Consider the following 25,860-nt stretch of genomic DNA (forward strand, 5'->3'; position numbering starts at 1 on the left):
AGGGCTTGCAGCGCAGAAAACCTTTCTTGATGTGAAAACTCTTGTACAGCCGTTTGTAATAACATCGTCCGAGAAAAAAGCAGATAGACCAAGATCAGCGATTGAAAGGAGAGATGATATCACTATTTGTTGGGCCTGTTGTAGCCCAAAAGGAGGCAAGTGTCGGCTTACTGCGCAGTTACTCACGCCCTGAGCCGACACCTGTGACCCAGATCACTTAATGCAGATTAAGCAGAGATCGCGGTGCGTTTCATGCGCGCCAAGTAGAAGCCGTCGAAGCCGCTGTCGGCCACGCTAACGGTTTCATCGTCGATGAAGCTAAAGTGTGGATTGGCAGCCAGGAAGGCATCTACCTGCTGGCGATTCTCCTGTGGCATGATGGAGCAAGTGGCGTAGATCAAGATGCCGTCGACCTTCACCATGCGGCTATAGCTCTGCAGGATCTCCTTTTGCAGCTCGACCAATACCGGCAGACGCTCCGGCGTATCACGCCACTTGGCATCGGGATTACGCTTGAGAACCCCAAGGCCAGAACAAGGCACGTCCAGCAGCACCCTGTCGGCGCTCAATTTAAGACGCTTGATGGTCTTGGTGCTGGCAATGATGCGGGTCTCGACGTTATGGGCTGCGGCGCGGCGCGCTCGCTGCTTCAAGTTATCCAGTTTCCACTGCTCAACGTCCATGGCCAACAGGCGTCCCTTACCCTGCATCTGCGCGGCAATGGCAAGCGTCTTACCACCAGCGCCAGCGCAGGCATCGATCACTCGCATGCCGGGCGCTGCGCCTACCGCCGCCGCGACATGCTGAGAGCCAGCGTCCTGCTGCTCAAACAGCCCCTGCTTAAAGCTCTCGGTGCGAAACAGCGCCGCATCAGAGATAACCTCGAGCGCACTCGGCACACCTGGCACCTCACGAGTCTCGACCCCTTCTTTGGCCAGGCGCTTAGCCAGATCCTCACGATCTGTCTTGAGCGGGTTGACGCGCAGATAGCGCTTAGGCGCCTTTGCCAGCGCGGCGCGCTCCTTGGCCCAGTCATCGCCCAACGCTGCTGGCCCAAGTTATCGAGCCATTCGGGGCAGCCATCGAACAGGGCTTCCTGCTGCTTGGCATCGGCTAAACGCTGGTTAAAATCGCTTTCTTCGATCGCCAGGGTGTACTGCAACTTAGGAATAGGCAGCTCGTTAGCCATGTGCCAGGCATTGAGCAGACGTGATCCCATACGGGTTATCTCATCGGTTGAGATATCGGCCAGATGACAGTAGAAGTTGAGGCGGCGCAGCAGATCGCCGGTCACATAGGTGATACGCGCCTGCTCGGACGGTGCTAGCTTCAGTCCAGAGAAGTGATGGGAATAGGCTCTGTCCAGCGGTTTGCCCTCTTCCAGCACCATGGCCAGCACATTGATAACTAATTCGGTTGAACTTGGAGATAGCGACGCATTTAACATAGTAGAGCCTAAAGTAGCAGAGCCTAGATAATAAAAATCGCTGGCGATCATAGGAGTTAAGCCCCTATTAGGCAAGCGCTAGCAGCCATTCTGGCAATAAAAAAGGCAAGCATTGCTGCTTGCCTCTTACTAATGGCATTACGGTAAACGCATTAGGCCTTAAAGCTTAGACCCTTTCACGCCATAGAACATAATAAACAGGTAACAGATGATTGGCAGGAAGAAGGCCTGCTGGATACCAATATTATCGGCAAGCACACCCTGCAGCAGCGGCAGGATCGCGCCGCCCACGATGGCCAAGCAGAGCACACCAGAACCTTGTGAGGTGTGAGGGCCAAGATCCCTAAGTGCCAGACTGAAGATGGTTGGGAACATGATGGAGTTAAACAGGCCAACCGCCAGAATCGCCCACATGGCGACGTTACCCGTACTGGTCATGGCCAGCGCAACCAAGAGCGCCGCCATCAGGGCGTTGAAACCAAGTACGGTACCGGCAGGCACCTTCTGCATAACGGCGCTACCGATGAAGCGACCCACCATGGCACCGCCCCAGTAATAGGTGATGTAACTCGCGGCGCTGGCCTCACTGAGTCCGGCAATGTCATCCTGGGCCAGGAAGTTAACCAGGAAGCTACCGATAGAGACCTCGGCGCCCACGTAGACGAAGATACCCACGGCGCCCAGTACTAGGTGAACAGATTGCAGCGCGCTGGTCTTGCCATTATGCACCAGCTCGCCTTGCTCACCGCTTTGGCAATGCTCTTTGATCTGCGGCAGATCCAGCTTGGCAAATACCAACGCCAGAATACCAAGGGCAGTGGCGAGGATCAGATAAGGCAGCTTAACCACTTCCGCCTCGGCCTGTGCCTGGGTCAGGGTCTCGCTGGCTTCAACGGCAACCGAGAGAATTAGCACGGCGCCAAAGTAAGGCGCAACTGTGGTGCCCAAGGCGTTAAAGGCCTGGGTCAGGTTTAGACGGCTAGAGGCGGTTTCGACGCTGCCCAGGGCGTTAACATAGGGGTTTGCCGCCACCTGCAAGATAGTGATCCCAGAGGCCAGCACAAACAGTGCGCCCAAGAAGAGACCGTAAGTCGCCAGCGCAGCAGCAGGATAGAAGAGCGCGCAGCCCAGCGCCGCGATCAGCAAGCCTGTGACTATCCCTTTCTGATAGCCAAGGGCCCTCACCAGCTTACCGGCCGGCATAGAGACCAGGAAGTAGGCGCCGAAGAAGCAGAACTGGATCAGCATCGCCTCGGCATAGTTCAGCGAAAACGCCGCCTTAAGGTGGGGGATCAATATGTCGTTTAGACAGGTGATAAAGCCCCACATGAAAAACAGCGAAGTCAGGGAGACTAACGCAAAACGATAGTTCTCCTGCTCGCCACCGACCCCGGTAGCCGTGCTACTTTGTTGCATCATTGCCATGGTTAAGTTCTCTTTTGTTATTTTATCTTTCTGGTTGTGCTGTTAACCGATTGTGCTGTTAACCGATTGTGCTGTTAAAAATTTTCACGCAAATAGATTGTTTTGAGCCCTGATTTCTGGAGACCTAGATAGCTAAGCCTCTAGTTAACGGCGTAGAAACAGCCAAAGGGCGCAAACTGTATCGAATCACCCGACAGCTCAGCCTTAGGCAGACCGTGCCCGGCCAAAGGCGTCAAGCTGGTTGCCCCCTCGCCTGCAAGGCTGTAGCTTTGTGGCTCGCCGCTCAGATTAAAGGCCACTAATAAGCTCTGCTCACCTAGGCGTCGTTCAAACACCAAGAGTGCGTCAGTTGACTCAATAAATTTGATATCACCCGAGATCAACACAGGGTGCTGCTTACGCCAGGTCAGCATATGGCGGTAGTGATTCAGAATCGACGCGGGATCGGCCTCTTGAACGTCGACCGCCATCGCCTTGTGAGCAGCCGGTACAGGCAGCCAGGGGCTATTGTCACTGAAGCCGCCATGGTTAGCGTCATGACGCCAAGGCATAGGCGTTCGGCAACCGTCACGCCCCTTGAACATAGGCCAGAAGGTGATGCCAAAGGGATCTTGTAGCTGTTCATAGGCGATCTCTACCTCACCCAGACCCAGCTCTTCTCCCTGATAGCTACAGACGCTGCCCCTGAGGGAACAGAGCAAAGCATTGAGCATCTTGGCCATGTCGGCATTGAAGGCTTCTCGGCCCCAGCGCGTCGCGACACGCTGCACGTCGTGATTACCTATCGCCCAGCAGGGCCAGCCATCACCTATGCTCTGCTCAAGCGCCTCGACAGTATGGCGAATATAAGCCGGGCTAAAGTCATCGGTGAGCAGCTCGAAGCTGTAGGCCATATGCAGGCGATCCTCACCCTGGGTATATTCGGCCATGGTGGCCAGCGAGTCTTCCGATGAGACCTCGCCCAGGGTAACCACGCCGGGATATTGGTCGATCAGCGCGCGCAGCTCCTCGATAAAGCCGACGGTCTGCGGGCGGGTGTTATTGAAGTAATGATACTGGTAGGCGTAGGGATTATCTTCGCTAAAGCCCCTGCCCTGACGCTTGTCTGCGGGCTTGGCCGGATTGTCTCTAAGCTGCTCGTCGTGATAGCAGAAGGTGATCGCATCCAGGCGGAAGCCATCCACTCCCTTATCGAGCCAGAACTTAACGTTCTGCAGCACCGCGCGGCGCACATCAGGGTTGTGGAAGTTGAGATCCGGCTGACTGGTTAGGAAGTTGTGCAGATAATATTGTTGACGACGTGGCTCCCACTCCCAGGCGCAGCCACCGAAGATCGCCAGCCAGTTGTTCGGCGCCGTCCCGTCGGGCTTAGGATCGGCCCAGACATACCAGTCTTGCTTGGCGTTGTCGCGGCTCTGACGACTCTCGCTAAACCAGGCGTGTTGATCTGAGGTATGACTCAACACCTGATCGATAATCACCTTGATCCCCAGACCATGGGCCTTGTCGATCAGCTCGTCGAAGTCGTCCATGGTGCCAAACAGCGGATCGATAGCCAGGTAATCACTGATGTCATAACCGAAGTCTTTCATCGGTGACTTGAAGAAAGGCGAGATCCAGATGGCATCGACATTCAGGCTCGCAATATAATCGAGTTTACTGATGATACCCTGTAGGTCCCCGACACCGTCGCCATTGGAATCCATTAAGCTGCGAGGATAGATCTGATAGATGACGGCGCCGCGCCACCAGTAGAGTTGGTTCATTATCGCCCCTATGTCACCAACGACTATATTAAAGGCAGCTGCCTGCCTTCGGGTTGCATACCTGTTACCCAATCGTTGTCGACGAACAATTGTTATTAGAATGAAACGAGCATACGTCATCCGGGAAATCGGGTTCAACACCACTGCATACGTATGCAAAACAGACAGGCGTGAAGCACCTTCTAGACATCTAGAGTAAAGGTAAATAAAAACATATAGTTAATCTGATTTTGGCGGGCTGTTTTGTGACCTTGCGCACCCCAAATGGTGGCCTTTATGAGGCTTGGGTCACTTTTGAATACGTATGCATAATATTGTGACCGCGACGAATGCGAGAGTAGTATCGGGTCTGCTACATAACAACTTAGAAACAAGTACAATAACAAGCACTCTCATTCACCTATATAGCTGTGAACAAGGGTCCCCCCTTAATTTCACACATAAGAAGTAATACAGAATGAATAGAGTGAAAAAAGGGGAAGATGGATGTTTCAATTTAAACCTAACCTACTCACGCTAGCCCTGCTTACCGCCGGTGTCAGTGTGCAGGGTTTTGCAGCAGACGCGGTAGAGACAGAAGACCAAGCGCAAGCCCAGCAGTCGATCGAAGTGATTGAAGTCACCGGGATCCGTCGCAGCTTACAAGAGTCTCAATCACTCAAGATGTCCTCATCATCTGTGGTCGAAGCCATTTCGGCTGAAGACATAGGTAAGTTACCGGACGTGAGTATCGCCGAGTCGTTAGCTCGCCTGCCGGGTGTTGCCGCGCAGCGTCTCGATGGCCGCGCGAACGTGATTTCGATTCGCGGTCTGGGCCCAGACTTTACGACCGCCACCTTAAACGGCCGCGAACAGGCCTCGGTGAACGACAACCGTGGTGTTGAGTTCGACCAATACCCTTCTGAGCTGCTAAACCGCGTTGTGGTTTACAAGACGCCGGATGCCTCTGTGATGGCACAAGCCATCGGCGGTACCGTCGATATGCAGACCATTAGCCCCCTAATTCATGGTGAACAGACAGTGGCTGTCTCACTTCGCGGTGAGATGAACGATCTTGGTGCACTTAACAGCGATTCAACCGACAAGGGATATCGCAGCAGCATCTCATACATCGACCAATTTGCCGATGAAACCATAGGTATTGCACTGGGTTACGCCCGTATGCAGTCGCCTAACCAGGAAGAGCGCTGGCAAGCCTGGGGTTACCCCGAGCTAGACTATGATGCTAATAATCCAAAGGTACTCGGTGGTGCCAAGCCATTCGTTCGCTCGAGCGAACTTGAGCGCGACGGTGTACTCGCCGTATTCGAGTATCAGCCAAACGACAGCTTTAAGTCTGTTATCGACCTCTACTACACCAAGTTTAAAGACGAACAGCGTCTTCGCGGCATCGAGATCCCAGGTCAATGGGGTGGCGGCTGGGCAAACTCAGGCATCACTGCGCTGGAAACCCAAGACGGTCTGGTGACCAAAGGGGTGATCAACGACGCTGCCGTTATCGTACGTAACGACATCAACGTGCGTGACGCCGAATCACTGTCGATTGGTTGGAACAACAAATACGCCATCAACGACAACTGGAATATCGAAGCCGATGTTGCCCTTTCAAAGGCGAGCCGTACCGATCTGGGTATGGAAAGCTATGCCGGTACTGGTCGCGGTAACAACAACGGTGCCACCGACAGCTTAGGTTTCGAATACGATGGTCAGGGCGGATACGATTTCACCCATAACCTGGACTACGCAGATCCCGATCTGATCAAGCTAGGCGGCGCCTTTAGCTGGGGCGATCCAATGGGTCCTAGCAGCCAAGACGGCTTTATCAACAAGCCAGAGATTGAAGATGAGCTTAAGTCACTGCGCCTTGCGGCTGAGTATATCTTCGATGATGGCGCTATCAGCAGCATCCAATTTGGTGTGAATCGCACCGACCGTGAAAAGAGCAAGCGCGACAACGGCTACTATCTGACGCTTAAAGGCTACCCAGATATGCTGACCGTGCCAGAAAAGTACCTGTTAGACCCAACGTCACTGGACTTCTTCGGTATGGGCGACATGCTGAGCTACGACTCACTCGCCTTCTACAACGATGGTAACTATATAGAAACCAACGCAGATTCGGTCGATCTGAGCCGCGCCACCAACTCATGGGATGTATCTGAAGAGGTGACTACGGCATTCGTTAAGGTAAACCTTGAGACAGATCTTTATGATATCCCTGTCACGGGTAACATCGGCCTGCAGGCTGTGCACACAGACCAAAGCTCAGATGGCACGGTCGCAACAGTCGACAGTGGCTCGGTAGTCAAGACGCCTATTACTGCCGGTGACACATACACAGAATGGCTGCCTAGCATCAACCTTGGCTTCGAAGTCGCCGAAGGTCAGATGGTACGCGTCGCCGCTGCACGTACCCTTACCCGTGCACGCATGGATAAGATGAACGCCAACGTTAACTTCAGCTATAACGCCAATCCAACAGATGGTGTTAACTGGTCCGGTGGTGCAGGTAACCCTTATCTACGTCCTTGGTTGGCCCGTCAGTACGATATCAGCTACGAGAACTACTTCAGCGATCAAGGCTACTTCGCCCTGGCTGTGTTCTACAAGGATCTGGAAAACTATATCTATGATCAGCAATCCAACTTCAACTTTGGTGAGCTGTTCCCTGAGCAACCTGGTAATCCTATCGGTAACGTGACTCAGCCACAGAATGGTCAAGGCGGTTACGTACAGGGTATCGAAGCCTCACTATCACTGGACTTCGGTCTGTTCGCCGACAGCTTGGAAGGTTTCGGTACCATCCTAAGCGGTACCTACAACGATAGCGAAGTGAAAGAGACGCCTGACAGCGAGCCAACAACGCTACCGGGTCTGTCTGAGAAGACCTTTAACGCCACGGTTTACTACGAAAACGCAGGCTTCAGTGCTCGCGTCAGCTCCCGCTACCGTAGCGACTTCCTGGGTGAAGTCACCAAGATCAGCCTGCAGCGTGAAAACGTGAACATCAAGGCGGAGACGGTTGTCGACGCGCAGATTGGTTATGACTTCTCTGAGAGTGGAATTGACGCCCTTTACGGTCTGTCGGTGCTCTTCCAGGTAAACAACCTGACCAACGAGCCATTCACCTCTTACTTTGGTGATGACAAGCGCGAAGTACGCGATTTCCAAAACTATGGTCGCAACTATATGTTAGGTTTGAACTACAAGTTCTAAGCTAACACGCCTTTAAATTAGCCTCTGTAACCCTGTTACGGGGGCTTTTTTTTAAGGTGACTATTATTGTCCTAGTTGTTAAAGCACAAGTTTTTAAAGCGTAGGTTTTTAAGGTGTAAGTTAAGGAGCAAGCCATGACATCAGAGATTAAACACCTGGTCATCGTAGGTGGCGGCAGCGCAGGTTGGATGGCGGCAGCCATGCTTAGTCGCATGATGGGCCCGCAACTTGAGATCACCCTGATCGAGTCAGATCAAATCGCCACCGTCGGTGTTGGCGAAGCCAGCATCCCCCCTCTGCAGCTCTTCAACCGCGCATTAGGCATTAACGAACACGACTTTCTTAGGGCGACTCAGGGCACCTACAAGCTGGGGATCGAATTTGAGCATTGGCTCAAACAGGATCAGGCGTACATGCACGCCTTCGGCACTCAGGGCAAAGATCTTGCGCTCACCCCCTTTCGCCACCTCTGGCTAAAGTCGAAGCCTGAGTCGGCAAGTGACTATTGGCGATACTCCCTTAACTATCAAGCCGCTAAGGCCAATCGGTTTCAACCCTTAGCTCACCTTCCTGGCACAGATCTTCCTGGGATCAATCATGCTTACCATTTCGATGCAGGCCTCTATGGTAAGCTGCTGGCACACTACAGCCAGCAAAACGGCGTTAACCGTAAAGAAGGCAAGATAACCCGAGTCCTATTAGATGGCGACAGCGGTGATATCGACTGTCTCGAACTCGAAAACGGCGAGAGGATCCGCGGCGATCTCTATCTGGATTGCTCGGGATTTCACGGCCTCCTCATCAAACAGGCGCTTAACGTCGAGTATCTGGATTACCGCCAATGGCTCCTGTGTGACCGCGCCATCGCCATGCCGACGATGGCAACTCGGCCAAGGCGCCCCTATACCCGTGCCAGCGCCCATAAGGCAGGCTGGTGCTGGCAGATCCCACTACAACACAGGACCGGTAATGGCATCGTCTACTCGAGCCAATACATGAGTGACGATGAGGCCTTATCACTGCTGGAAAAGCATATAGACGGCGCGCCAATTGGCGAGCCGAGAAAGATCCAGTTCATCCCGGGACGCGTCGCCAAGCAGTGGCATAAAAACTGTGTCTCACTGGGGCTCTCAAGCGGCTTCTTAGAACCTCTGGAGTCCACCAGTCTGCATCTCATTCAAAGCGGTATCATACGCCTGTTAAAGCTTTTCCCTAACCCGCTGAATATGGATGCACTGAGGGACGAATATAACCGCCAATCGGCCGAAGAGTTTGAACAGATCCGAGACTTTATTATCTTACATTACAAATTAAATCAGAGAGATAATGACGAATTTTGGCAACATTGCCGCGAGATGTCGGTACCAGATACCTTAACTGCCAAGATGGCATTATTCTCCGCCACGGGCGTAATAGATTGCCCCCAGGAATCCCTCTTTAGCGAAAATGCCTGGACCCAGGTGATGCTGGGGCAAGGACTCATGCCTGCGAGTGCCCATCCCCTCGCTAGCGCACTGACAACAGAGCAAACCACAGAACTACTCCGTAATCTAAACAGAATCATCACCAAGACGACTGACGCCATGGCGAGTCATGATGACTACCTCAAACAACACTGCGCCGCGCAGTCAGAGTAAAAAAGGATAACCAGATGAAACTCTCTTACCTCTCTCGAAGCATAGCTTTAGGTGCCGTCATTGCACTGGGTGGCACCACTTTTTCAGCTCAGGCCACCAACGACAATACATCCCTTCGTATCGAACCCCTTAACTGGTGGGCGGGCATGCACCACAGCCAGCTGCAGCTGATGGTTCACGGCAAAGATATCGCAAAGGCCAAGGTCAGCATCAAGGCTGACGGCGTGATCCTTAAAGGCGTAGAGACTACCGAGAACCCCAACTACCTGTTTGTGAACCTGGACACCCAAGGCGCCAAGGCGCAGACCCTTGAGCTGACTTTCAAGCAAACCGATCATGAGACAATCCATGTTAGCTATGAGCTACTCAAGCGCGATAACGCCAGCGCGGCGCGCCAGGGCTTTGGCAACCAGGATGTCATCTATCTCATCACGCCGGATCGCTTCGCCAACGGCGATCCCAGTAACGACAACCAGAGCGATATGCTAGAGCAAGCCGATCGCAGCAATCCCGGCGGTCGCCATGGCGGTGATATTCAGGGGATCATCAACAGTCTGGACTATCTGGCCGATCTCGGCGTGACTCAGCTGTGGATCAACCCGCTCACCGAAAACAATATGGCCGAGTACTCCTATCACGGCTACTCGGTTACCGACCACTACCGTATAGACCCCCGATTTGGCAGCAACCAGGATTACCGTCAGCTTGCCGTGAAGGCCAAGGAGCATGGCATTGGCATCATCGCCGATGTGGTGGTCAATCATATCGGTGCCAATCACTGGTGGATGCAGGATCTGCCCAGCCAGAACTGGCTAAACCTTGCCCCGGCAACCGAGAAAGATCAGCCGCCTAAGCCTATCTTTACCAGCCACAGACGCACCACGATGCAAGACCCCTATGCTACCGAGCAAGACAAGCAAGAGTTCAGTCATGGCTGGTTTGTCGAGTCGATGCCGGACCTAAACCAGCAGCAGCCACTGCTTGCCAACTACCTAATCCAAAACAGCATCTGGTGGGTCGAATATGCCCAGCTCAGCGGCATTCGCGAAGACACTTACTCCTATGCCGATAAGAACTTCTTGGTCGATTGGACCAAGGCTATCATGGCCGAATACCCTAAGTTCAATATCGTCGGTGAAGAGTGGACAGGTAACCCCATCACAGTGGCCTACTGGCAGAAAGACAAGGTAAACAAGGATGGCTACCGATCGGCGCTGCCGAGTCTGATGGACTTCCCCCTCTACGAGACCCTATTAAAGGCGCTGAGTGAGAAAGAGAGCTGGAGTGATGGGCTAATCCGCCTGTTCGAGTTTTTGGGCAATGACATGGTCTATGCCGACCCGACACAACTGGTGCTTTTCGAGGGCAACCACGACACCAACAGGATCTATAGCCTGCTGGGTGACAACCTGGCGCTGACTAAGATGGCGCTGGCCTATGTGCTGACCAGTAATCGCATACCACAGATCTTCTATGGCTCAGAAATTTTGATGCAAAGTCCAACCAAAGATCGTAATGACGGCATTACTCGCTCTGACTTCCCAGGGGGATGGGAGGGTGATGCCATCTCCGTTTTTGATAACAAGGGGCTAAATGCGGATCAAGCATTTATGCTGAGCTTTACCCGTACCCTGCTCAACTTCCGTAAGACGGCCAGCTATATCCACAACGGCGGCCTTCGCCACTATGTGCCTAAAGACGGCGTTTACGTGCAGATGCGCTGTAGCCAGCAAGATTGCGGCGACAAGGCACGTCTCATGACCATCTTCAACAAGAACAACAAGCCGGTCGAACTGTCACTCGAGCGCTATCGCGATCTGCTGGGCAATGTCCGCAAGGCGCGCAATGTGATAACAGGCGAAAGCGTGATACTTGATGAAACCCTCTCCCTCAAGGAGCAAGGCGTTACTCTGCTCGCCATCGAGGAAGCCAATTGATGCTAAAAGCAAAATCAGTACGACCTATGGGCGCTCGCCCAGCCCGCCAGGCACTTAAGACCTTAGACCCCATTGCTCGCTTAGCCGCCATTAGCGGTTTTACCCTGCTGCTATCGGCGCAGGCCATCGCCTTGCCACAGATGGAGATTCGCTCCAGCGCGAACTTGCATGAAAATGCCGCAAACAAAGTGAGTCAAGAGCACGTAGATAAACCCGTTATCTATCAGGTGTTCACCCGCTTGTTTGGTAACACCCAGACCGCCAATATCCCCTGGGGCACCAGGGCGCAAAATGGCGTAGGTAAGTTCAGCGACTTTACGCCCAAAGCGCTCGAAAGCATCAAGTCCCTCGGCGTCAGCCATATCTGGTATACCGGGGTTGCTCACCACGCGCTGGTGGGCGACTATCAGGCCTATGGCATAGGATTGGACGATCCCGATGTGGTCAAGGGCCGTGCGGGCTCCCCCTATGCGGTGAAAGATTACTATAACGTCAACCCGGTTCTGGCAGACGATCCCGCCAAGCGCCTTGAGGAGTTCGAGGCGCTGATCGCCCGCACCCATGCCGCGGGGATGAAGGTCGTGATAGACATAGTGCCCAACCATGTGGCGCGCGGCTATCACTCGCTTTCGGCCCCGCAAGGGGTGAGCGACTTCGGCGCTGATGACAACACTCGGCTAGCCTACGCCAGAGACAACGACTTCTACTATGTGGTGGGCTCCCCCTTTGAGGTACCAGATCTTAGCCAGGACCTTAAGCCCCTCGGCGGCGAGGCCCATCCCCTAGTCGATGGCAAGTTCGAAGAGTTCCCCGCCAAATGGACGGGCAATGGTGCCCGCGCGGCCAAGCCAGATCAGAACGACTGGTATGAGACGGTCAAGATCAACTATGGCATCAAGCCTGATGGCAGCATAGATCATCCTCAGTTGCCTAAGGGCTTTGACAGCAAATCTGTTGCCGAGCATTACGCCTTCTGGCAACAGGTGCCCAAAAAAAGCATCCCCAGTTCCTGGCATAAGTTCAACCAGATTGCCCAGTACTGGCTAGCCAAGGGCGTCGATGGTTTTCGCTATGACATGGCAGAGATGGTGCCTGTCGCCTTCTGGAGCTACTTAAACAGCAATATCAAACAGACGAACCCAGATGCCCTGCTGCTCGCCGAGGTCTATACCCCAAGTTGCTACCGTGACTACATTCATCAGGGCAAGATGGATTACCTCTACGACAAAGTCGGACTCTACGACAGCCTCAAGGCGATCATCCAGGGTAAGGCGGGGACACAAGCGATCGAGCGCGATCGCAAAAGCGTTGCCGACATCGCCGGGCACATGCTGCATTTTCTGGAGAACCACGACGAGCAGCGTATCGCCAGCCCTGAATTTGCCGGAGATCCCAAAAGCGCCTTGCCCGCCATGGTGATATCGACAACATTAAGTGAGGCGCCCACCCTGCTCTATTTCGGTCAGGAAGTCGGCGAAGATGGCAGCGAAGACGCAGGCTTTGGTAAGCCGAGTCGCACCAGCATCTTCGATTATATCGGCGTGCCGGCCCACCAGCGCTTTATGAACATGGGCAAGTTTGACGGCGGTCAGTCATCACCTGATGAGCTGAGTCTGCGAGCCTACTACGCCAAGCTGTTGAACCTTAGCCACAGCCTGAGCGCCCTAAGTGGCGAATATGGCGATCTGCACAGGGCGAATGTCGATCTAGGCAAGGGCTATGATGAAGCGCTATTCGCCTTCAGCCGCTTCGACCACAAGCAGAAGATCATCATCATCAGCAACTTCGCCAAAGACAAGAGTAAGCAGGTGAACCTAAAGCTTCCCGCCGCACTCATAAAACGCTGGCAACTGCCTGCAGGCAACTACCCGCTTAAAGAAGTGCTGAGTGATAAAATGCCTACGACGCCTCTCACACTATCGCCCAAGGGAGGCCAAGTCACACTCGACCTAGCCCCACTTGAGTCAAAGATGCTTGTTGTAGGAGAGAACTAAGCCCACTGGCTCTTCATTTCAAGACATCAAAGCGGGTAGATTGAGCATTAACCACGCTCAGCCTACTCGCTTTGGACACCAACTCATTCAGTCTGATATACCAATATGACGATTCTTGCATGTTAACGCTAAGCTAAACGGCACAGAAATGTTGGCTATACTCGCGCCAATCGAGAGCAAATATTTTTGTGTCTGAGTTAAGCACCTTGTTATCTCCCTTACTCTTCACTCTCTAGTTCTGTGACCGTAAAAGAAACAGAAGTGATCTTCCAGTCTGAATCTACTTTTACCATGCTCCAAGACTCCGAGCCCCAAGCTTTCTTTTTGCCGTTTTCATGGTCGCTGTAGTCAAAGTGAACGCTGGCGAGATGACCATCCGTCTGCACTTTGATATTCCATATTTTTTCTTCTTGCTCATCATTTTCTGAAATTAAGTTTGCGGGTGGGCCAAATTTCCCCAAATTAACTGCAGCAGGATACTTTGGCCTCTCTAAGCGCTTACTTGCTAACATTTCATCACTGAATACAGCAATAAAAGGTACTTCGTCGCTGAAAAATAGCGAGCTAAATACTTCTTTATCTTTGCTGATTATGCTTGTCCTAAACTGCTCTATTACTTCTCTTATTTGAATTTCGGACTCTGACATTACAGCCAAAGATGTCTGACTTACGAAAAGTGCCGGACTTAAAAACAACCAATATCCTTTTTTCATTTTAATCCTCTAAATTTGCATAGGGAGATAATGCTAATTAGCGATAATACCGCCTATGTCATTCGTCACGACCTAATGCACATCACGACAACTCTTTGTAACGATATGAAACTTACAACAATAACAGCATTACAGTACAAGGAGAAAGTAAGTCGTCCCCAAAAAAGCGAGAATCGCAAGATTACATAATCGGAAGCGAAAATGAAGCTTACTTACAATATCCCATCATACCTATGTATATCCTCAGCCTAGCGATGAGAGATAGCCAGTCAGTAGCATTTTCAATTAACCACCTAAAAGTTATCGAATGACGCCAAATCGAAGAGATAGAAAGATCCAATGTGGATACATCTGCGGACGTCGATGGCAAGGATGCCATCGTCGAGCCTCCACGGACGGATTTACGGCGTGTAGCAGATGTATCTGCACATAAGCCCACCGCAGGTGATTGATTGCCATGAAAGTATGAACTTCAATTCACCTCCCTGTGCCCATTAAGATAAATGCTATAAGTTAAAAACTAAGATGCCTCGCACAACATCCTAACTTTCAATACCCCGTCAAAAACCTACGCGTATCAGATAACATAACCACCAGCCACAAAAAAGCCCTCAATCTGAGGGCTTCTCGTTAAATCTTATTTCTTCGCCGGTCGGCTATCCGTCCAGGGATTAAAAGCTGGCTTTTGTTCAACTTTATGCTCTGACCTTTGATCTTTCCCACCGCGATCACCAGGCGCTGCTGATTTAGCTTTAGCAGAACTAGCCTTCTTATCGGCGGAGTTACCTTTATAAGGTGAAGTTTTTTCGTGAGACTTAGACTGTCCTCTGGGCTTCTCTTCTCTTTGCTTATCTTGCCCGCGCTTGTCCTTAGCTAGGCTCATGCCCTTCTTACCAAGACTAGCCGCGGCTTCACCGCCCTTCTCACCCTGTGCCTGCTCACGCTTGGCCTTAGGCACATAGTTAAGAATCGAGACAGGTACAGGCTTTCTCGGTGCAAATCCCTCTATCTCGCGGCGCTCAAGCAGGTGATCGAGACGGCTCTCGATCATGCAGAGATTCTTAAAGTCGTCCTTGGATACCAGGGAGATCGCCTCGCCTTTGGCTCCGGCACGGCCGGTACGCCCGATGCGATGCACATATTCGTCGGCAGGAAACGGCAGGTCATAGTTGATCACCAGCGGCAGGTTATCGATATCGATCCCCCGCGCCGAGATCCCCGTAGAGATAAGATAAGCTATCTTGCCCGCCTTGAAATCCGCCAGGATCTGCTCACGCACCGCCTGAGTTCGACCGCTGTGAATACACTCGGCCTCAATGCCTCGCTTCTCGAGTTGACTCACCAGCTTAGCGGCGCCATGTTTGGTCTCGATGAAGATAAGCGCCTGAGGCCAGGCATTTTCTTTGATGAGATGGCTGAGCAGTGCCGACTTCTTATCCTTATCCACCGTGGTGATCCACTGATCGATATCCGGCGTGCTCTCCTCATTCTTGGTCACCGACAGGTGGATCGCCTTAGGCACCGCCTGTTTGGCCAGCTCGCGAACCGGGCGAGACAAGGTGGCGGAAAACAGCAGGTTCTGCCTGTCTTCCGGCAGTGTGTCTAAGATCTTGGTGATATCCTCGATAAAGCCCATATCGAGCATGCGATCGGCTTCATCAAGCACCAGCAACTCAACCTCATCGAAGCGAATGGCCCTCTGGATATAGAGATCCCGCAGGCGACCCGGCGTGGCCACCACAATATCCACGCCCTGGATCAGTTGCTGCTTCTGCGCCTGTACATCCACCCCGCCATAGACGGCCATAGACGCTAGCCCCACGCCTTTACCATACTCGCAGATGCGATCGTTTACCTGCAACACCAGCTCTCGGGTAGGCGCCAAAATGATCGCCCTCGCCCGCTTCTTGCGCTGAGTCTGGCCCTGCATCAATTTAGCCAGCATAGGCAACACGAAAGTCGCCGTCTTACCACTGCCGGTTTGGGCCGCCGCGATCAGGTTCTTGCCCTTAAGCGCTAGGGGAATGGCTTCTTGTTGGATCGGCGTTGGCTTGTGATAACCGAGTTGTTCAAGGTTAGCCAACAGGGCTGTGGGCAGGCCAAGATTTGCAAAGGTCATGAATTCTCTCTTAGTGCCAAAAGGCGAAAATTAGGGCAGAAAAGGCAAAAATCGTCAGCCAATCAATCGGCTGGTAAAACGAAGCGCGCTAGTATAACAGAGCCACCTGCTAAGACTAGCGCAGATTAGTCAAAGTAAACCAGGGACAGAATAACAAAGCAGGAATAAGAAAACAGAAACAAGGAGCTAAGTTAGTCCCCTGACATCACAAGCTAGGCAATCCTATGCCATAACGGCGTCTTATTCACATTTTCATACAAAAGAAATGATTTAGCGAAAGGTAAATTAGCCCGCAAGCGGTGTTATGAGTAATAATGAAAGAGTGGTGAAAAACATGCGCCAACATGACTAACACATAAAGTTTGCTTGGCACAGAGTTTTAACACAAACTGATGCACAGCAGTTAGGATCTCGCCAGAGAAGCTGTGCCGGTAAATTTCCTCTCTGGCAGCGCAAAGGATTGACAATGAGTGCTCTCTATTTCGCCCCATCGACCACCCATGATCTTCACGACACCTTGCCTATCTGGCGAGAACTGATCTTCAAGCGCCTATTTGGCCTGCTCGCCATCTTGTGTGTGCCTGTCTATATCACCAGCGTTTATCTCTGTATTCAGATGGGGCTGATCGGCATGGCCGCCTTCGATACGCTAGCCTATCTTCTGCTGCTCTACATCTTATTGGCCCGGGGACTCAGGCAGAGCCTACGCTACTGTATCGGTTGTTTGATGTTTTTCGCCATCGGCGTGGCCTTTCTCATTACCATAGGGCCAACCGGTGCCGGCTTCTTCTGGCTGTTCGTGTTTCCGCCGCTCACCAGCATATTAATTGGCAAAAGAGCCAGTCTATGCGCCCAACTGCTCAACGCAGCCGCCCTCATCTCCATCGGCGTCGCCTACCATAACCATTGGTTTCAATGGCCCGAGACCCAAGGCTATAACGGCTTTATCTGGTCAGTAGTGGCGATAAACTTTATCGTCACCAACGCCATGGTCACTCAGTCTGCCGCCTTCCTGCTGGGTAAGTTGACCCATTCGCTACGCTCGACCACGGCATCCCGAAGGGCGACCGTGATGGGGCTGGCAAAGCTGGCTGAATATCGGGACAACGAAACCGGCGCCCACCTTATCCGCATGCAGCACTATGCCAAGATGCTGGCCACCCAGCGTCAGACGGATAAAAATGCGCCAACTGAGTTAACCGATGATTTTATTCAGGAGATCACCCTGTCATCCATTTTGCACGACATTGGTAAGGTGGGGATTGCCGATGCCATCTTGTTGAAACCAGGCAGGCTCACCCCTGAGGAGTTTGAACAGATAAAGGCCCATCCCGTAATCGGCGCTCAGGTATTGGAGAGCCTGCTCAGCTATGCACCCGAATGCGCCTTTATCAAGATGGGACGTGATATCGCGGGAGGTCACCATGAATGGTGGGATGGCAGCGGCTATCCGGCGGGGCTAAAAGGCGAAGCGATTCCACTTTCAGCCCGCATCGTCGCCCTGGTGGATGTGTATGACGCCCTCACCTCGCCGCGTTGCTATAAACGCCCCTTTAGCCACCAAGAGGCGATGGACTTAATCTGTCAAGATAAGGGAACCCACTTCGACCCTAAGCTGGTCGACAGCTTCATGGCCATTAACAACAGATTCGAACTGCTGTCGCGCGCCTCCCTGTTCGAACAACCACTCAAACAGCCACTGAAGGGGCAGCCCGCCGCGTTGACTAACTCAGAATTAGAAACCAGCCAGTAGGTTATTGGTATTTTTGCCCATCATGGCTTAACCAGCCCGCCGTATGACGACCATTAGGATCCTTGTGTGTCCAATGGATCACGCCGCCGCGATTATTCCATTCATACTGCCCGAAGAAGCCAACCCTGTCGCCGACCTTAAGATCAGCGATACGCGGCGCAAGATCGATATTATGGGCCACTAACAGGGTCTGGCCGCTGGCCAGGCGCACAATGAAACGCTGATGACGACTACCCTTTGTGTCGTCACCGAGCAGACGTATCACTATCCCTTCCCCCTGGATCTGCAGCCCGCTTTGCTTTTGTTCAAACGCCTGAGCCAACAAGCCGTCGTTGGCGAGCAGAGGCAGACTCGATGCAAAAGCCAAGACAATGACTAATAACCCACGATAGATCATCTTCATTTTTCAAACCTCAATGCATCTCTTCAAAGACTGCTTGAATGACTTAAGTGCCACAGACTCGATAGCGAGCCTGATTATTAACGATTGAGTAGCTGAGTAACTGAGTCACTGAGCAACTGAGCAACTGAATAACTGAATAACTGAATAACTGAATAACTGAGCAAGTATGCTAATTGCTTTTTATCATGCGACGAGGCATCACTTCTGAAGTCAGCAACACCTTTATCGGCTGATGTTCTGGGTTATTTTCACTCACAAGATAACTGACCTTAGGCATCTTATTGAGGCGGGCCTGGGTCATCCAACCTTCGGGCGTAGAGCCTACCAGTGTCTTACTCACCTCATTGCCCTGACTATCGATAACCACAAAATAGCTGAACTTGCCGGCCCCCTTAGGGAGCCACTTGGGGCGCGACTTCAACATAACAGGTTTTACCGGTTTGGCCTGCCAATAGTTGTCTAAGTCCGCCACACTGACTTCAAGCAGGTTATTGAGTACGGCGCTATCACCAGAATTCGATGCACTTGAGGGCGCTTGAGAGGTACCACAGGCCGTTAGTGCCAGAGTTAATATGACCTTGGCAATCAATTTTTTAGACATTTTTCATCTTTGAATAATAGGTTAATGCAATGATTTTATTGTTGAAAAGATTAACCAACCACACTATCACAATAGCGCTTCATTAAAAAGTAGCGCGCCGGGCTGCCCTCGAACGCAGGCACGGTCCCTGCTAGGGTAAATCCCAGCTTTTGGTAAAATTCCGGCGCCTGAAAATCTAGGGTATCCACCTGGGCCTGCAGGCAACCACGACCGACGGCTAACTGCTCAGCAGCTAACATCAACTCACGCCCAAGACCTGTGCCGCGGGCGGTTTCATCCACCCAGACCACATGAATAAGAAAATTTTTATAGATGGTTCGGCCATAGACGCCACCGATCAGCTTACCCAAATCATTATGGGCCAGTACGGTGAGCGGCTCACTCGTCTCCAGACCCATCTTATCGAAATTAAACTGGCGTACCCCATCGACCAGGGCATCGACGAGTTCGCTGTTCTCTCCCTCAGCCTGACTAATGGTTAACTGGTTTCGCTTAATAATTGTCTGCATAGCTGCTACTCATATTTATTATTATCATGTCGCGCACTTTCCATTAGCGCCAAAGTCATCTCAGCGGCTGAGATCTTTCTGCAGGCTGTGAGATTTGCGCCACACCAAAGCGGCGAGAAATCACTCCTGTCGAGGGCCTCACTCGCCTTTCGCAGTTGCGCCATCAGGTTTGTGGCGTAGGGAAAGGCTGGTGCCAGAGGATTCATCACCCCTAACTCTGTCATGGCGCGGTTCACTATGCCTCTTGCAGGCCTGCCAGAGAAGATATTAGTCAAGGCGGTGCAGCCTCCAGCCCCATCAGCGTTTGAGGCGTTCATTTTGGCCGAGCGCTCGATCGCGGCTCTGTGTACCTGCGAGGTGTTGGCCTCATCACACAAGAGATAGGCGCTGCCCACCTGTACGGCGCAGGCGCCTTGGTCCATGGCGGCTCTTACCGCATGGCTATCGCCTATGCCGCCGGCGGCAATCACGGGCAGGTCGACACCTTTGACTATCTGGGTGAGCAGGCTTGGCATTTCAAGCTGGGTGTTGAGATCCTCGCTGAGAAACATGCCTCTGTGGCCGCCCGCCTCGATACCCTGGGCGATTATGCCATCGACGCCTCGCGCGGTGAGATACTCAGCCTCGGCTAAGGTGGTGGCGCTGGCGATCACCCTGGTGCCCCAGGATTTCACTCGCGCCAGCAGCTCGGTATCGGGTAAGCCGAAATGAAAACTAATCACCTCGGGTTTATGGGGCGCTATCTCATCGGCGATCGCATGATTAAAGGGCATACGACTGGCGCCGCCTTGGCCGAGATCGGCCTCTATCCTAAGCTCATCGAAATAAGGGATAAGTGCCTCATGCCAGTGCGCCTGCGCCTTGGGATCAAATGGGGGGAGTTGATGACAAAAGAAATTAAGATTGAGCGGCGCGTTAGTCGCCGAACGAAATGCCTTAATCTCATCTATGATCTGCGCCTTACTCAACATGCCGCAGGGGATGGAACCTAGCCCACCGACCTTCGACACGGCAATGGCAAGTTTGCTGTCTTGCACGCCTGCCATAGGCGCCTGAATAATTGGCAGCTCAGTGCCCAGCAGGGCCTTAAAATGCTTGTTACCCATCACCTTATCCTTAGTGAATGCCCTTAGTAGATGACCCTAGTTAATGCCCTTAGTAGATATAAGCATGGCCCCCTTTACTCAACCTGCCGGGCTCAACAATTACCAGCCAGGCTCAACAATTACCTGCCAGGCTCATGGCCCTCATACCAAGGTAACTTGGCATCCATCTCCTCCCAATTGGCCTTAGAGGTAACAAAATTGTGAGAGATGGGCCGCTCGTTGATCGCCGAGTCTAAGATACCGAGTCGCAGGCGAATTCGCTTGCTGTCCTGCTCATTGGCACTGTAGATGGGCGAGGCACAGCGACGACAAAAATAACGCCGTTTTCCCGGCGAAAATTCAAAATTTGAAAGGAAATTTGCCTCATCCGATAGGTTGAAGTCCACCAATTCGACAAAACCATTGGTGGCAAATGCCGTACCGCTCGATTTACGACACAGGGAACAGTGGCAATGAATGATCTGACTTATGGGTCCGCTGATGGCGACTTTAATGCCACCACATAGACAACTTCCTTGATACATGGGTTTCCTGATCCAACTCACAATGACAACAAGCGCTTATGCTGCCATAACTTGCTGCATCAATTCAGTATAAATTTCTGCACTAAATCGTTAAATTGCGTAACTAAATGTGGCAAAGCACAAATTGCTCGCCTAGCGCGCCGGCGTATCTCCCTGGTAACAGACTAAGCCAAACAGCCAAATCCCCTCCTTGCATCCAGTTCATACCATAGGGCTTCTTCGTTAAGGTTTCGGGGATCGCTGCCAGCACTCCCTGTGAATACGTATGCAGCCGATTGCTCCGCTCAAGCCTTCCCTTCTAACATGGCAGGCAGTAACCCCCCTCACCCTAAATAAAAAACGACAATAAAAGGTACACGGAATGTCTTGCACACAGATACCATCGGCGCGCCCTGCAGCCAGTACGCGCAGCAACGCACCATCTCGACCAGCCACGGCTTTGTCGGCCCTTACCCTTGCCATCGCGGCAACAGGCATGATGCTGCCCGGCGCTAGCCTGGCTAAGACTGTCTCTCTGTCCTCACCGGACAAGCAGATAGTGGTCAGCCTCAGCGACGATAGCCAGATGCCTGAATATAGCGTTAGCTTTCAGGGCAAGAAGGTGATCGAACCTTCTAAACTCGGCTTGGTATTTGAGTCTCTCGGGGGGTTTGGCAATGACTTTGCCATCAAAGATATCAAGCGCAGCCAGACTGATGAACGCTGGCAACAGCCTTGGGGCGAGCGCGAATGGGTGACCGACAAGCATAATGGCCTGTCCGCCACCCTCAGCAATGGCCAGTACAGCCTAGTCGTCGAATTCAAGGTTTTCGATGATGGTATCGGCTTTCGCTACCAGGTGCCAAAGCAAGGCAAGCTGGACATGCTAAACATCACCGCCGAACTCACAGAATTTAGCCTGGCCCAGCCAGAGAAAGTCACCGCCTGGTGGATCCCGGCGCGCGGCTGGAACCGCTACGAATACCTGTATCAGAAGACGCCACTCAAGCAGGTGGACAGGGTTCACACCCCCTTTACCTTCACCCTAGGGGACGGCGTTCACATGAGCATTCACGAGGCGGCGCTGGTGGATTACGCCGCCATGACACTGGATCAGCGCCGAGACGGCACATTACGCGCCGATCTCACGCCCTGGTCTGATGGGATCCGCGTCAAGACAAGGGCGGGCTTTAGCACGCCATGGCGCACGATTCAGATCGCCGACAAGGCTACCGGCCTGCTGAACTCAGATCTCATCCTAAATCTTAACGAGCCAAACAAGCTGGGTGATGTCGACTGGGTCGAGCCAGGCAAATATGTCGGGATCTGGTGGGGCATGCACCTCAACGAGAACACCTGGGGATCGGGTGATAAGCACGGCGCCACCACCTCCGAGACCATGCGCTACATGGATTTTGCCGCCGATAACGGCTTCGCCGGTGTACTGGTGGAAGGCTGGAACGTCGGCTGGGACGGCAGCTGGTTCCATAACGGCGATGTCTTCAGCTTCACCCAGGCCTATCCAGACTTCGATCTACCCGAGATCTCAGCCTATGGTGCCAGCAAGGGAGTACGCCTGATTGGCCACCACGAGACCTCTGGCTCTGTTAGTAACTACCGTAATCAGATGAGCGATGCCTATGATCTCTATGAGAAATATGGGGTTACTCAGGTGAAAACCGGCTATGTGGCCGACGGCGGCGACATCAAACGTGTCGACGAGCAAGGCATAGTGCGTCACGAATGGCATGACGGCCAGTTTATGGTGAACGAATACCTACACAGCGTCACCGAGGCCGCCAAGCGCCACATCAGCATCAACACCCATGAGCCGATTAAAGACACCGGCCTGCGTCGCACCTATCCCAACTGGATCAGCCGCGAGGGCGCGCGCGGTCAGGAGTTCAACGCCTGGGGCACGCCGCCTAACAATCCGTCGCACACCACGACTCTGGCCTACACCCGCATGCTGGCCGGCCCCATGGATTTCACGCCGGGGATCTTCGATCTGGCCCCTAAGGGCCTGGACGCAGTCAACCGGGTGCAGACCACGCTGACCAAACAGTTAGCCCTCTATGTGGTGCTCTACAGTCCGATTCAGATGGCCGCCGATCTGCCGCGCAACTATAAGCAGCACCCCGATGCCTTTAGGTTTATTCAGGATGTGCCCACCGACTGGGCCCAGAGTATCGCCCTAGCCGGCGAGGTGGGCGAATACGTAGCCTTTGCCCGTCAGGAACGTGGCGGTAACAGCCAAGGCAAGGACTGGTACCTGGGCGCCATCACAGACGATGCGCCACGCGAGATCAGCATAGATCTCGACTTCCTCGACCCAGAGCTGCGTTATGAAGCGCAGATCTACCGCGACGGTGAAAAAGCAGATTGGCGTACCAATCCCTATGACTATGTGATTGAGACCAAACAGGTCGATAGCAAGCAGGCTCTCACCTTAAGGCTTGCCAGCAGCGGCGGCGTTGCCATCCGCTTCAAGGCGATTTAACCGCTCATTTCCAACCACGGAAAATGATGGCAAGTCTGTGCCAACAGGCTTGCCATCATGTCTCTTTCGCAACATTTGTTTACCTTTTTCCGGCGATTTCCCCCACATTTCTACGACTAAAGCCGCGCTCCCTCCCCCAAGCTTCAGGGTTATTCTGCTAAGGTAGTTTGTGCATCACTTTTATGCGCAAAGAAGCACCACACAATAACAAGAATGAAGAGCAGAACATGACAATCAATCCATTTATCGGCAAGACACTGCTGTTTACGGCCCTGTGCGCCGCAACACTCCACCCCACGACTGTTCATGCCGCCACGGCACCAGAGGCACATAATCTCTATACCGCGCCCTCAGCAGAAGATCTTCGCCTGTATGAGATAGCCGATGCCCCCCAGCCAGCGCGCATTTTGCGCGATATACAGACCCTGGTGGACTTCGGCACCCGCCATACCCTATCGAGCCAGACAGATAAGCAGCGCGGCATAGGCGCAGCCAGAAATTGGATTAAGGCCGAGTTTGAACGCATTTCTGATGCCTGCGGAGGATGCCTTGAGGTGATTGAAGTGGGTGACACAGTGTCGGGTAAGCGCATTCCAAAGCCGACTAGAGTCGTGAATATCATCGCCATTCAGCGCGGCACCTTAGATCCCAACCGTGTGGTGATGATGAGCGGCGATATCGACTCTCGGGTCAGCGACGTCATGGACGCTAACTCATTCTCCCCCGGCGCCAACGATAACGCCTCGGGCGTGGCCGGCGCACTGGAAGCCGCCCGTATCCTGAGCCAGTATCAGTTTGGCGGCACCATAGTCTACGCGGCCCTATCGGGTGAAGAGCAAGGTCTCTATGGCGGCGCAGGACTGGCCAGTTTTGCCAAGAAGCAGGGCTGGCAGGTCGAGGCCGTGCTCAATAACGACATGATAGGCAACATACAAGGGATCAACGGCGTGGTGAGCAACCATACGGTGCGCGTGTTCTCCGAGGGCGTGCGTATCGCCGAGACGCCAGCCGAGGCCAAGGAGCGCTATTTCAGCGGTGGCGAGAATGATTCAGCCTCGCGCAATCTGGCCAGACACATCAAGCAGCTTGTCGACCAGTACATGACCAACCTGGACGTGCAGCTCATCTATCGTCTCGATCGCTTTGGGCGCGGTGGCCATCACCTGCCGTTTAACAAGGCGGGCTTTCCTGCGGTACGTGTGATGGAGACCAACGAAAACTACCATCGCCAGCATCAGGATATTCGCACCGAAGATGGCATCGCCTATGGCGACGTGATAGAAGGTGTCGATGAAGCCTTCGCCGCCAAACTAACGGCCCTCAACGCCATCAGCCTGGCCTCCATGGCCTGGGCTCCAGCGCCGCCGACTCAGGTGAGCATCTCGGGCCAGGTATCGGCCGATACTCAGCTAAACTGGCTGGCAGATGCCACGGCAGAGGTGGCTGGTTATCGCATCTATTGGCGCAAGACCACAGAGCCGGAGTGGACCCACAGCCGCTATGTGGGCAAGGTCAACAGCTTCACCCTGCGCAACATGGTGATCGACAACTATCTGTATGGCGTAGCCGCGGTGGGCTATAACGGCAACACCAGCCCGGTAGTGTTCCCTGGCGCGGCAGGCAGCTTCTTTCCTGGGACGTTAGACTCAGCCGCCAAGGCTGCAAAGCAGCACTAATTAACGAGCCAGATGCTCACCATTATGAGTTAATTTATTTGAACTAAAATGTAACTCAGGTATCAATTCAGGCCGCCTTCGCGGCCTGGATATTATTGGTGAGTCTAAAAGATGCAAACCAATCGCTCAGAACAATATCAATAAATAATCTATAAACAATAACTTTTGGCAAAATCAAGTGAGTTGCATCTTTCGCTGACACTGATTTTAGTTGGCCAACCTTTCAACGAAAAATTTCATCGCAAACTCTAATTTAAACCTAATATACGGCACACATCGCTTGAGTCGACTCCCCTCTCTCTGCTGGTTGCTCACCTGATTGCATAGCTAATTGCCCGGCTAACTGTCCGGCTAATTGCGCGAGTGACGACAGGTGCCTTTTTTCCTTTTAGCGCCTAAAAAGCCTACGACCTAGGGCATCTTGCTCATTGTTACAAACGCCAACAACTGAAAACCTCAGGCTAGAGCGGTCACCATTTAAGGCACTGTTTTAAATCAAAATAACCCGTAATACATCTAAACCAAGCAGGTTAACAGCAGGCTACACAAAGGTTA

16 protein-coding genes and 1 pseudogene are annotated in these 25,860 nt (G+C 52.8%); 7 read left to right on the plus strand and 10 right to left on the minus strand.

Annotated elements, in window-relative coordinates:
• Nucleotides 1-227: 227 nt before the first annotated feature.
• From DB48_RS16670 to DB48_RS16680, 3 genes and pseudogenes are all read right to left on the minus strand, one after another.
• Nucleotides 228-1,447, minus strand: a pseudogene (locus DB48_RS16670) (RsmB/NOP family class I SAM-dependent RNA methyltransferase).
• 159 nt (nt 1,448-1,606) lie between these two features.
• Nucleotides 1,607-2,872: a sugar MFS transporter gene (locus DB48_RS16675; RefSeq protein WP_041511325.1), complete on the minus strand. Its 1,266-nt coding sequence runs from the start codon at nt 2,870-2,872 to the stop codon at nt 1,607-1,609.
• 140 nt (nt 2,873-3,012) lie between these two features.
• Nucleotides 3,013-4,638 carry an alpha-glucosidase gene (locus DB48_RS16680; RefSeq protein WP_041511326.1) on the minus strand — a complete coding sequence of 542 codons (1,626 nt, stop codon included), beginning with the start codon at nt 4,636-4,638 and terminating at the stop codon, nt 3,013-3,015.
• Between the two features lie 486 nt (nt 4,639-5,124).
• Between DB48_RS16680 and DB48_RS16685 the strand changes: the two genes are divergently transcribed.
• The 4 genes from DB48_RS16685 (at nt 5,125) to DB48_RS16700 (ending at nt 13,422) form a co-directional block, all read left to right on the plus strand.
• Entirely contained in the window at nt 5,125-7,854 is a 2,730-nt protein-coding gene (locus DB48_RS16685; RefSeq protein WP_041511327.1) for a TonB-dependent receptor, read from the plus strand.
• 134 nt (nt 7,855-7,988) lie between these two features.
• The gene (locus tag DB48_RS16690; RefSeq protein WP_041511328.1) at nt 7,989-9,491 is read left to right on the plus strand and encodes a tryptophan halogenase family protein; all 1,503 of its coding nucleotides are present in this window, start codon (nt 7,989-7,991) and stop codon (nt 9,489-9,491) included.
• A 14-nt stretch (nt 9,492-9,505) separates the two neighbouring features.
• Nucleotides 9,506-11,428 carry a glycoside hydrolase family 13 protein gene (locus DB48_RS16695; RefSeq protein WP_041511329.1) on the plus strand — a complete coding sequence of 641 codons (1,923 nt, stop codon included), beginning with the start codon at nt 9,506-9,508 and terminating at the stop codon, nt 11,426-11,428.
• Complete coding sequence (locus tag DB48_RS16700) at nt 11,428-13,422, plus strand: alpha-amylase family protein (RefSeq protein WP_443018677.1); 1,995 nt, start codon at nt 11,428-11,430, stop codon at nt 13,420-13,422. Before DB48_RS16695 ends, DB48_RS16700 begins: the two co-directional genes overlap by 1 nt.
• Nucleotides 13,423-13,640: 218 nt before the next feature.
• Here DB48_RS16700 and DB48_RS19740 read toward each other — a convergent pair whose 3' ends face one another.
• Together DB48_RS19740 and DB48_RS16710 are read right to left on the minus strand one after the other, a co-directional pair.
• The gene (locus DB48_RS19740; protein ID WP_052813836.1) at nt 13,641-14,135 is read right to left on the minus strand and encodes a nuclear transport factor 2 family protein; all 495 of its coding nucleotides are present in this window, start codon (nt 14,133-14,135) and stop codon (nt 13,641-13,643) included.
• A gap of 637 nt (nt 14,136-14,772) precedes the next feature.
• A complete protein-coding gene (locus tag DB48_RS16710) occupies nt 14,773-16,254 on the minus strand; it encodes a DEAD/DEAH box helicase (RefSeq protein ID WP_041511330.1) in 1,482 nt (493 codons plus the stop codon).
• Between the two features lie 466 nt (nt 16,255-16,720).
• On the opposite strand from DB48_RS16710, the gene DB48_RS16715 reads away from it, so the two are divergent.
• Nucleotides 16,721-18,007 carry an HD-GYP domain-containing protein gene (locus DB48_RS16715; protein ID WP_041511331.1) on the plus strand — a complete coding sequence of 429 codons (1,287 nt, stop codon included), beginning with the start codon at nt 16,721-16,723 and terminating at the stop codon, nt 18,005-18,007.
• A 1-nt stretch (nt 18,008) separates the two neighbouring features.
• On the opposite strand, the gene DB48_RS16720 is transcribed toward DB48_RS16715, so the two are convergent.
• The 5 genes from DB48_RS16720 to DB48_RS16740 form a co-directional block, all read right to left on the minus strand.
• A complete protein-coding gene (locus tag DB48_RS16720; RefSeq protein ID WP_041511332.1) occupies nt 18,009-18,410 on the minus strand; it encodes a DUF3465 domain-containing protein in 402 nt (133 codons plus the stop codon).
• Nucleotides 18,411-18,579: 169 nt separating this feature from the next.
• On the minus strand, nt 18,580-19,011 hold the full coding sequence (locus tag DB48_RS16725; RefSeq protein ID WP_041511333.1) for a hypothetical protein: 432 nt from the start codon (nt 19,009-19,011) through the stop codon (nt 18,580-18,582).
• A 50-nt stretch (nt 19,012-19,061) separates the two neighbouring features.
• Entirely contained in the window at nt 19,062-19,520 is a 459-nt protein-coding gene (locus tag DB48_RS16730; protein WP_052813837.1) for a GNAT family N-acetyltransferase, read from the minus strand.
• A 5-nt stretch (nt 19,521-19,525) separates the two neighbouring features.
• Nucleotides 19,526-20,626 (minus strand): NAD(P)H-dependent flavin oxidoreductase, encoded by a 1,101-nt coding sequence (locus DB48_RS16735; protein ID WP_052813838.1) that lies wholly within the window; start codon nt 20,624-20,626, stop codon nt 19,526-19,528.
• A 119-nt stretch (nt 20,627-20,745) separates the two neighbouring features.
• Nucleotides 20,746-21,150: a GFA family protein gene (locus DB48_RS16740; protein WP_041511334.1), complete on the minus strand. Its 405-nt coding sequence runs from the start codon at nt 21,148-21,150 to the stop codon at nt 20,746-20,748.
• A gap of 475 nt (nt 21,151-21,625) precedes the next feature.
• On the opposite strand from DB48_RS16740, the gene DB48_RS16745 reads away from it, so the two are divergent.
• Both DB48_RS16745 and DB48_RS16750 read left to right on the plus strand, forming a co-directional pair.
• Nucleotides 21,626-23,629 (plus strand): glycoside hydrolase family 97 protein, encoded by a 2,004-nt coding sequence (locus DB48_RS16745; RefSeq protein ID WP_235375436.1) that lies wholly within the window; start codon nt 21,626-21,628, stop codon nt 23,627-23,629.
• 227 nt (nt 23,630-23,856) lie between these two features.
• Nucleotides 23,857-25,305 (plus strand): M28 family peptidase, encoded by a 1,449-nt coding sequence (locus DB48_RS16750; protein WP_041511425.1) that lies wholly within the window; start codon nt 23,857-23,859, stop codon nt 25,303-25,305.
• Nucleotides 25,306-25,860: the final 555 nt, after the last annotated feature.

Source organism: Shewanella sp. cp20, from assembly GCF_000832025.1.
GTDB lineage: Bacteria > Pseudomonadota > Gammaproteobacteria > Enterobacterales > Shewanellaceae > Shewanella.

Bases quoted from the DNA above. Each gene is read 5' to 3' on its own strand.
- DB48_RS16750 (WP_041511425.1), top strand. From the start codon at position 23,857: ATGACAATCAATCCATTTATCGGCAAGACACTGCTGTTTACGGCCCTG.
- DB48_RS16675 (WP_041511325.1), bottom strand. From the start codon at position 2,872: ATGGCAATGATGCAACAAAGTAGCACGGCTACCGGGGTCGGTGGCGAG.
- DB48_RS16725 (WP_041511333.1), bottom strand. From the start codon at position 19,011: ATGTCTAAAAAATTGATTGCCAAGGTCATATTAACTCTGGCACTAACG.
- DB48_RS16695 (WP_041511329.1), top strand. From the start codon at position 9,506: ATGAAACTCTCTTACCTCTCTCGAAGCATAGCTTTAGGTGCCGTCATT.
- DB48_RS16740 (WP_041511334.1), bottom strand. From the start codon at position 21,150: ATGTATCAAGGAAGTTGTCTATGTGGTGGCATTAAAGTCGCCATCAGC.
- DB48_RS16715 (WP_041511331.1), top strand. From the start codon at position 16,721: ATGAGTGCTCTCTATTTCGCCCCATCGACCACCCATGATCTTCACGAC.
- DB48_RS16745 (WP_235375436.1), top strand. From the start codon at position 21,626: ATGATGCTGCCCGGCGCTAGCCTGGCTAAGACTGTCTCTCTGTCCTCA.
- DB48_RS16710 (WP_041511330.1), bottom strand. From the start codon at position 16,254: ATGACCTTTGCAAATCTTGGCCTGCCCACAGCCCTGTTGGCTAACCTT.
- DB48_RS16680 (WP_041511326.1), bottom strand. From the start codon at position 4,638: ATGAACCAACTCTACTGGTGGCGCGGCGCCGTCATCTATCAGATCTAT.
- DB48_RS16700 (WP_443018677.1), top strand. From the start codon at position 11,428: ATGCTAAAAGCAAAATCAGTACGACCTATGGGCGCTCGCCCAGCCCGC.
- DB48_RS16685 (WP_041511327.1), top strand. From the start codon at position 5,125: ATGTTTCAATTTAAACCTAACCTACTCACGCTAGCCCTGCTTACCGCC.
- DB48_RS16690 (WP_041511328.1), top strand. From the start codon at position 7,989: ATGACATCAGAGATTAAACACCTGGTCATCGTAGGTGGCGGCAGCGCA.
- DB48_RS19740 (WP_052813836.1), bottom strand. From the start codon at position 14,135: ATGAAAAAAGGATATTGGTTGTTTTTAAGTCCGGCACTTTTCGTAAGT.
- DB48_RS16730 (WP_052813837.1), bottom strand. From the start codon at position 19,520: ATGCAGACAATTATTAAGCGAAACCAGTTAACCATTAGTCAGGCTGAG.
- DB48_RS16720 (WP_041511332.1), bottom strand. From the start codon at position 18,410: ATGAAGATGATCTATCGTGGGTTATTAGTCATTGTCTTGGCTTTTGCA.
- DB48_RS16735 (WP_052813838.1), bottom strand. From the start codon at position 20,626: ATGGGTAACAAGCATTTTAAGGCCCTGCTGGGCACTGAGCTGCCAATT.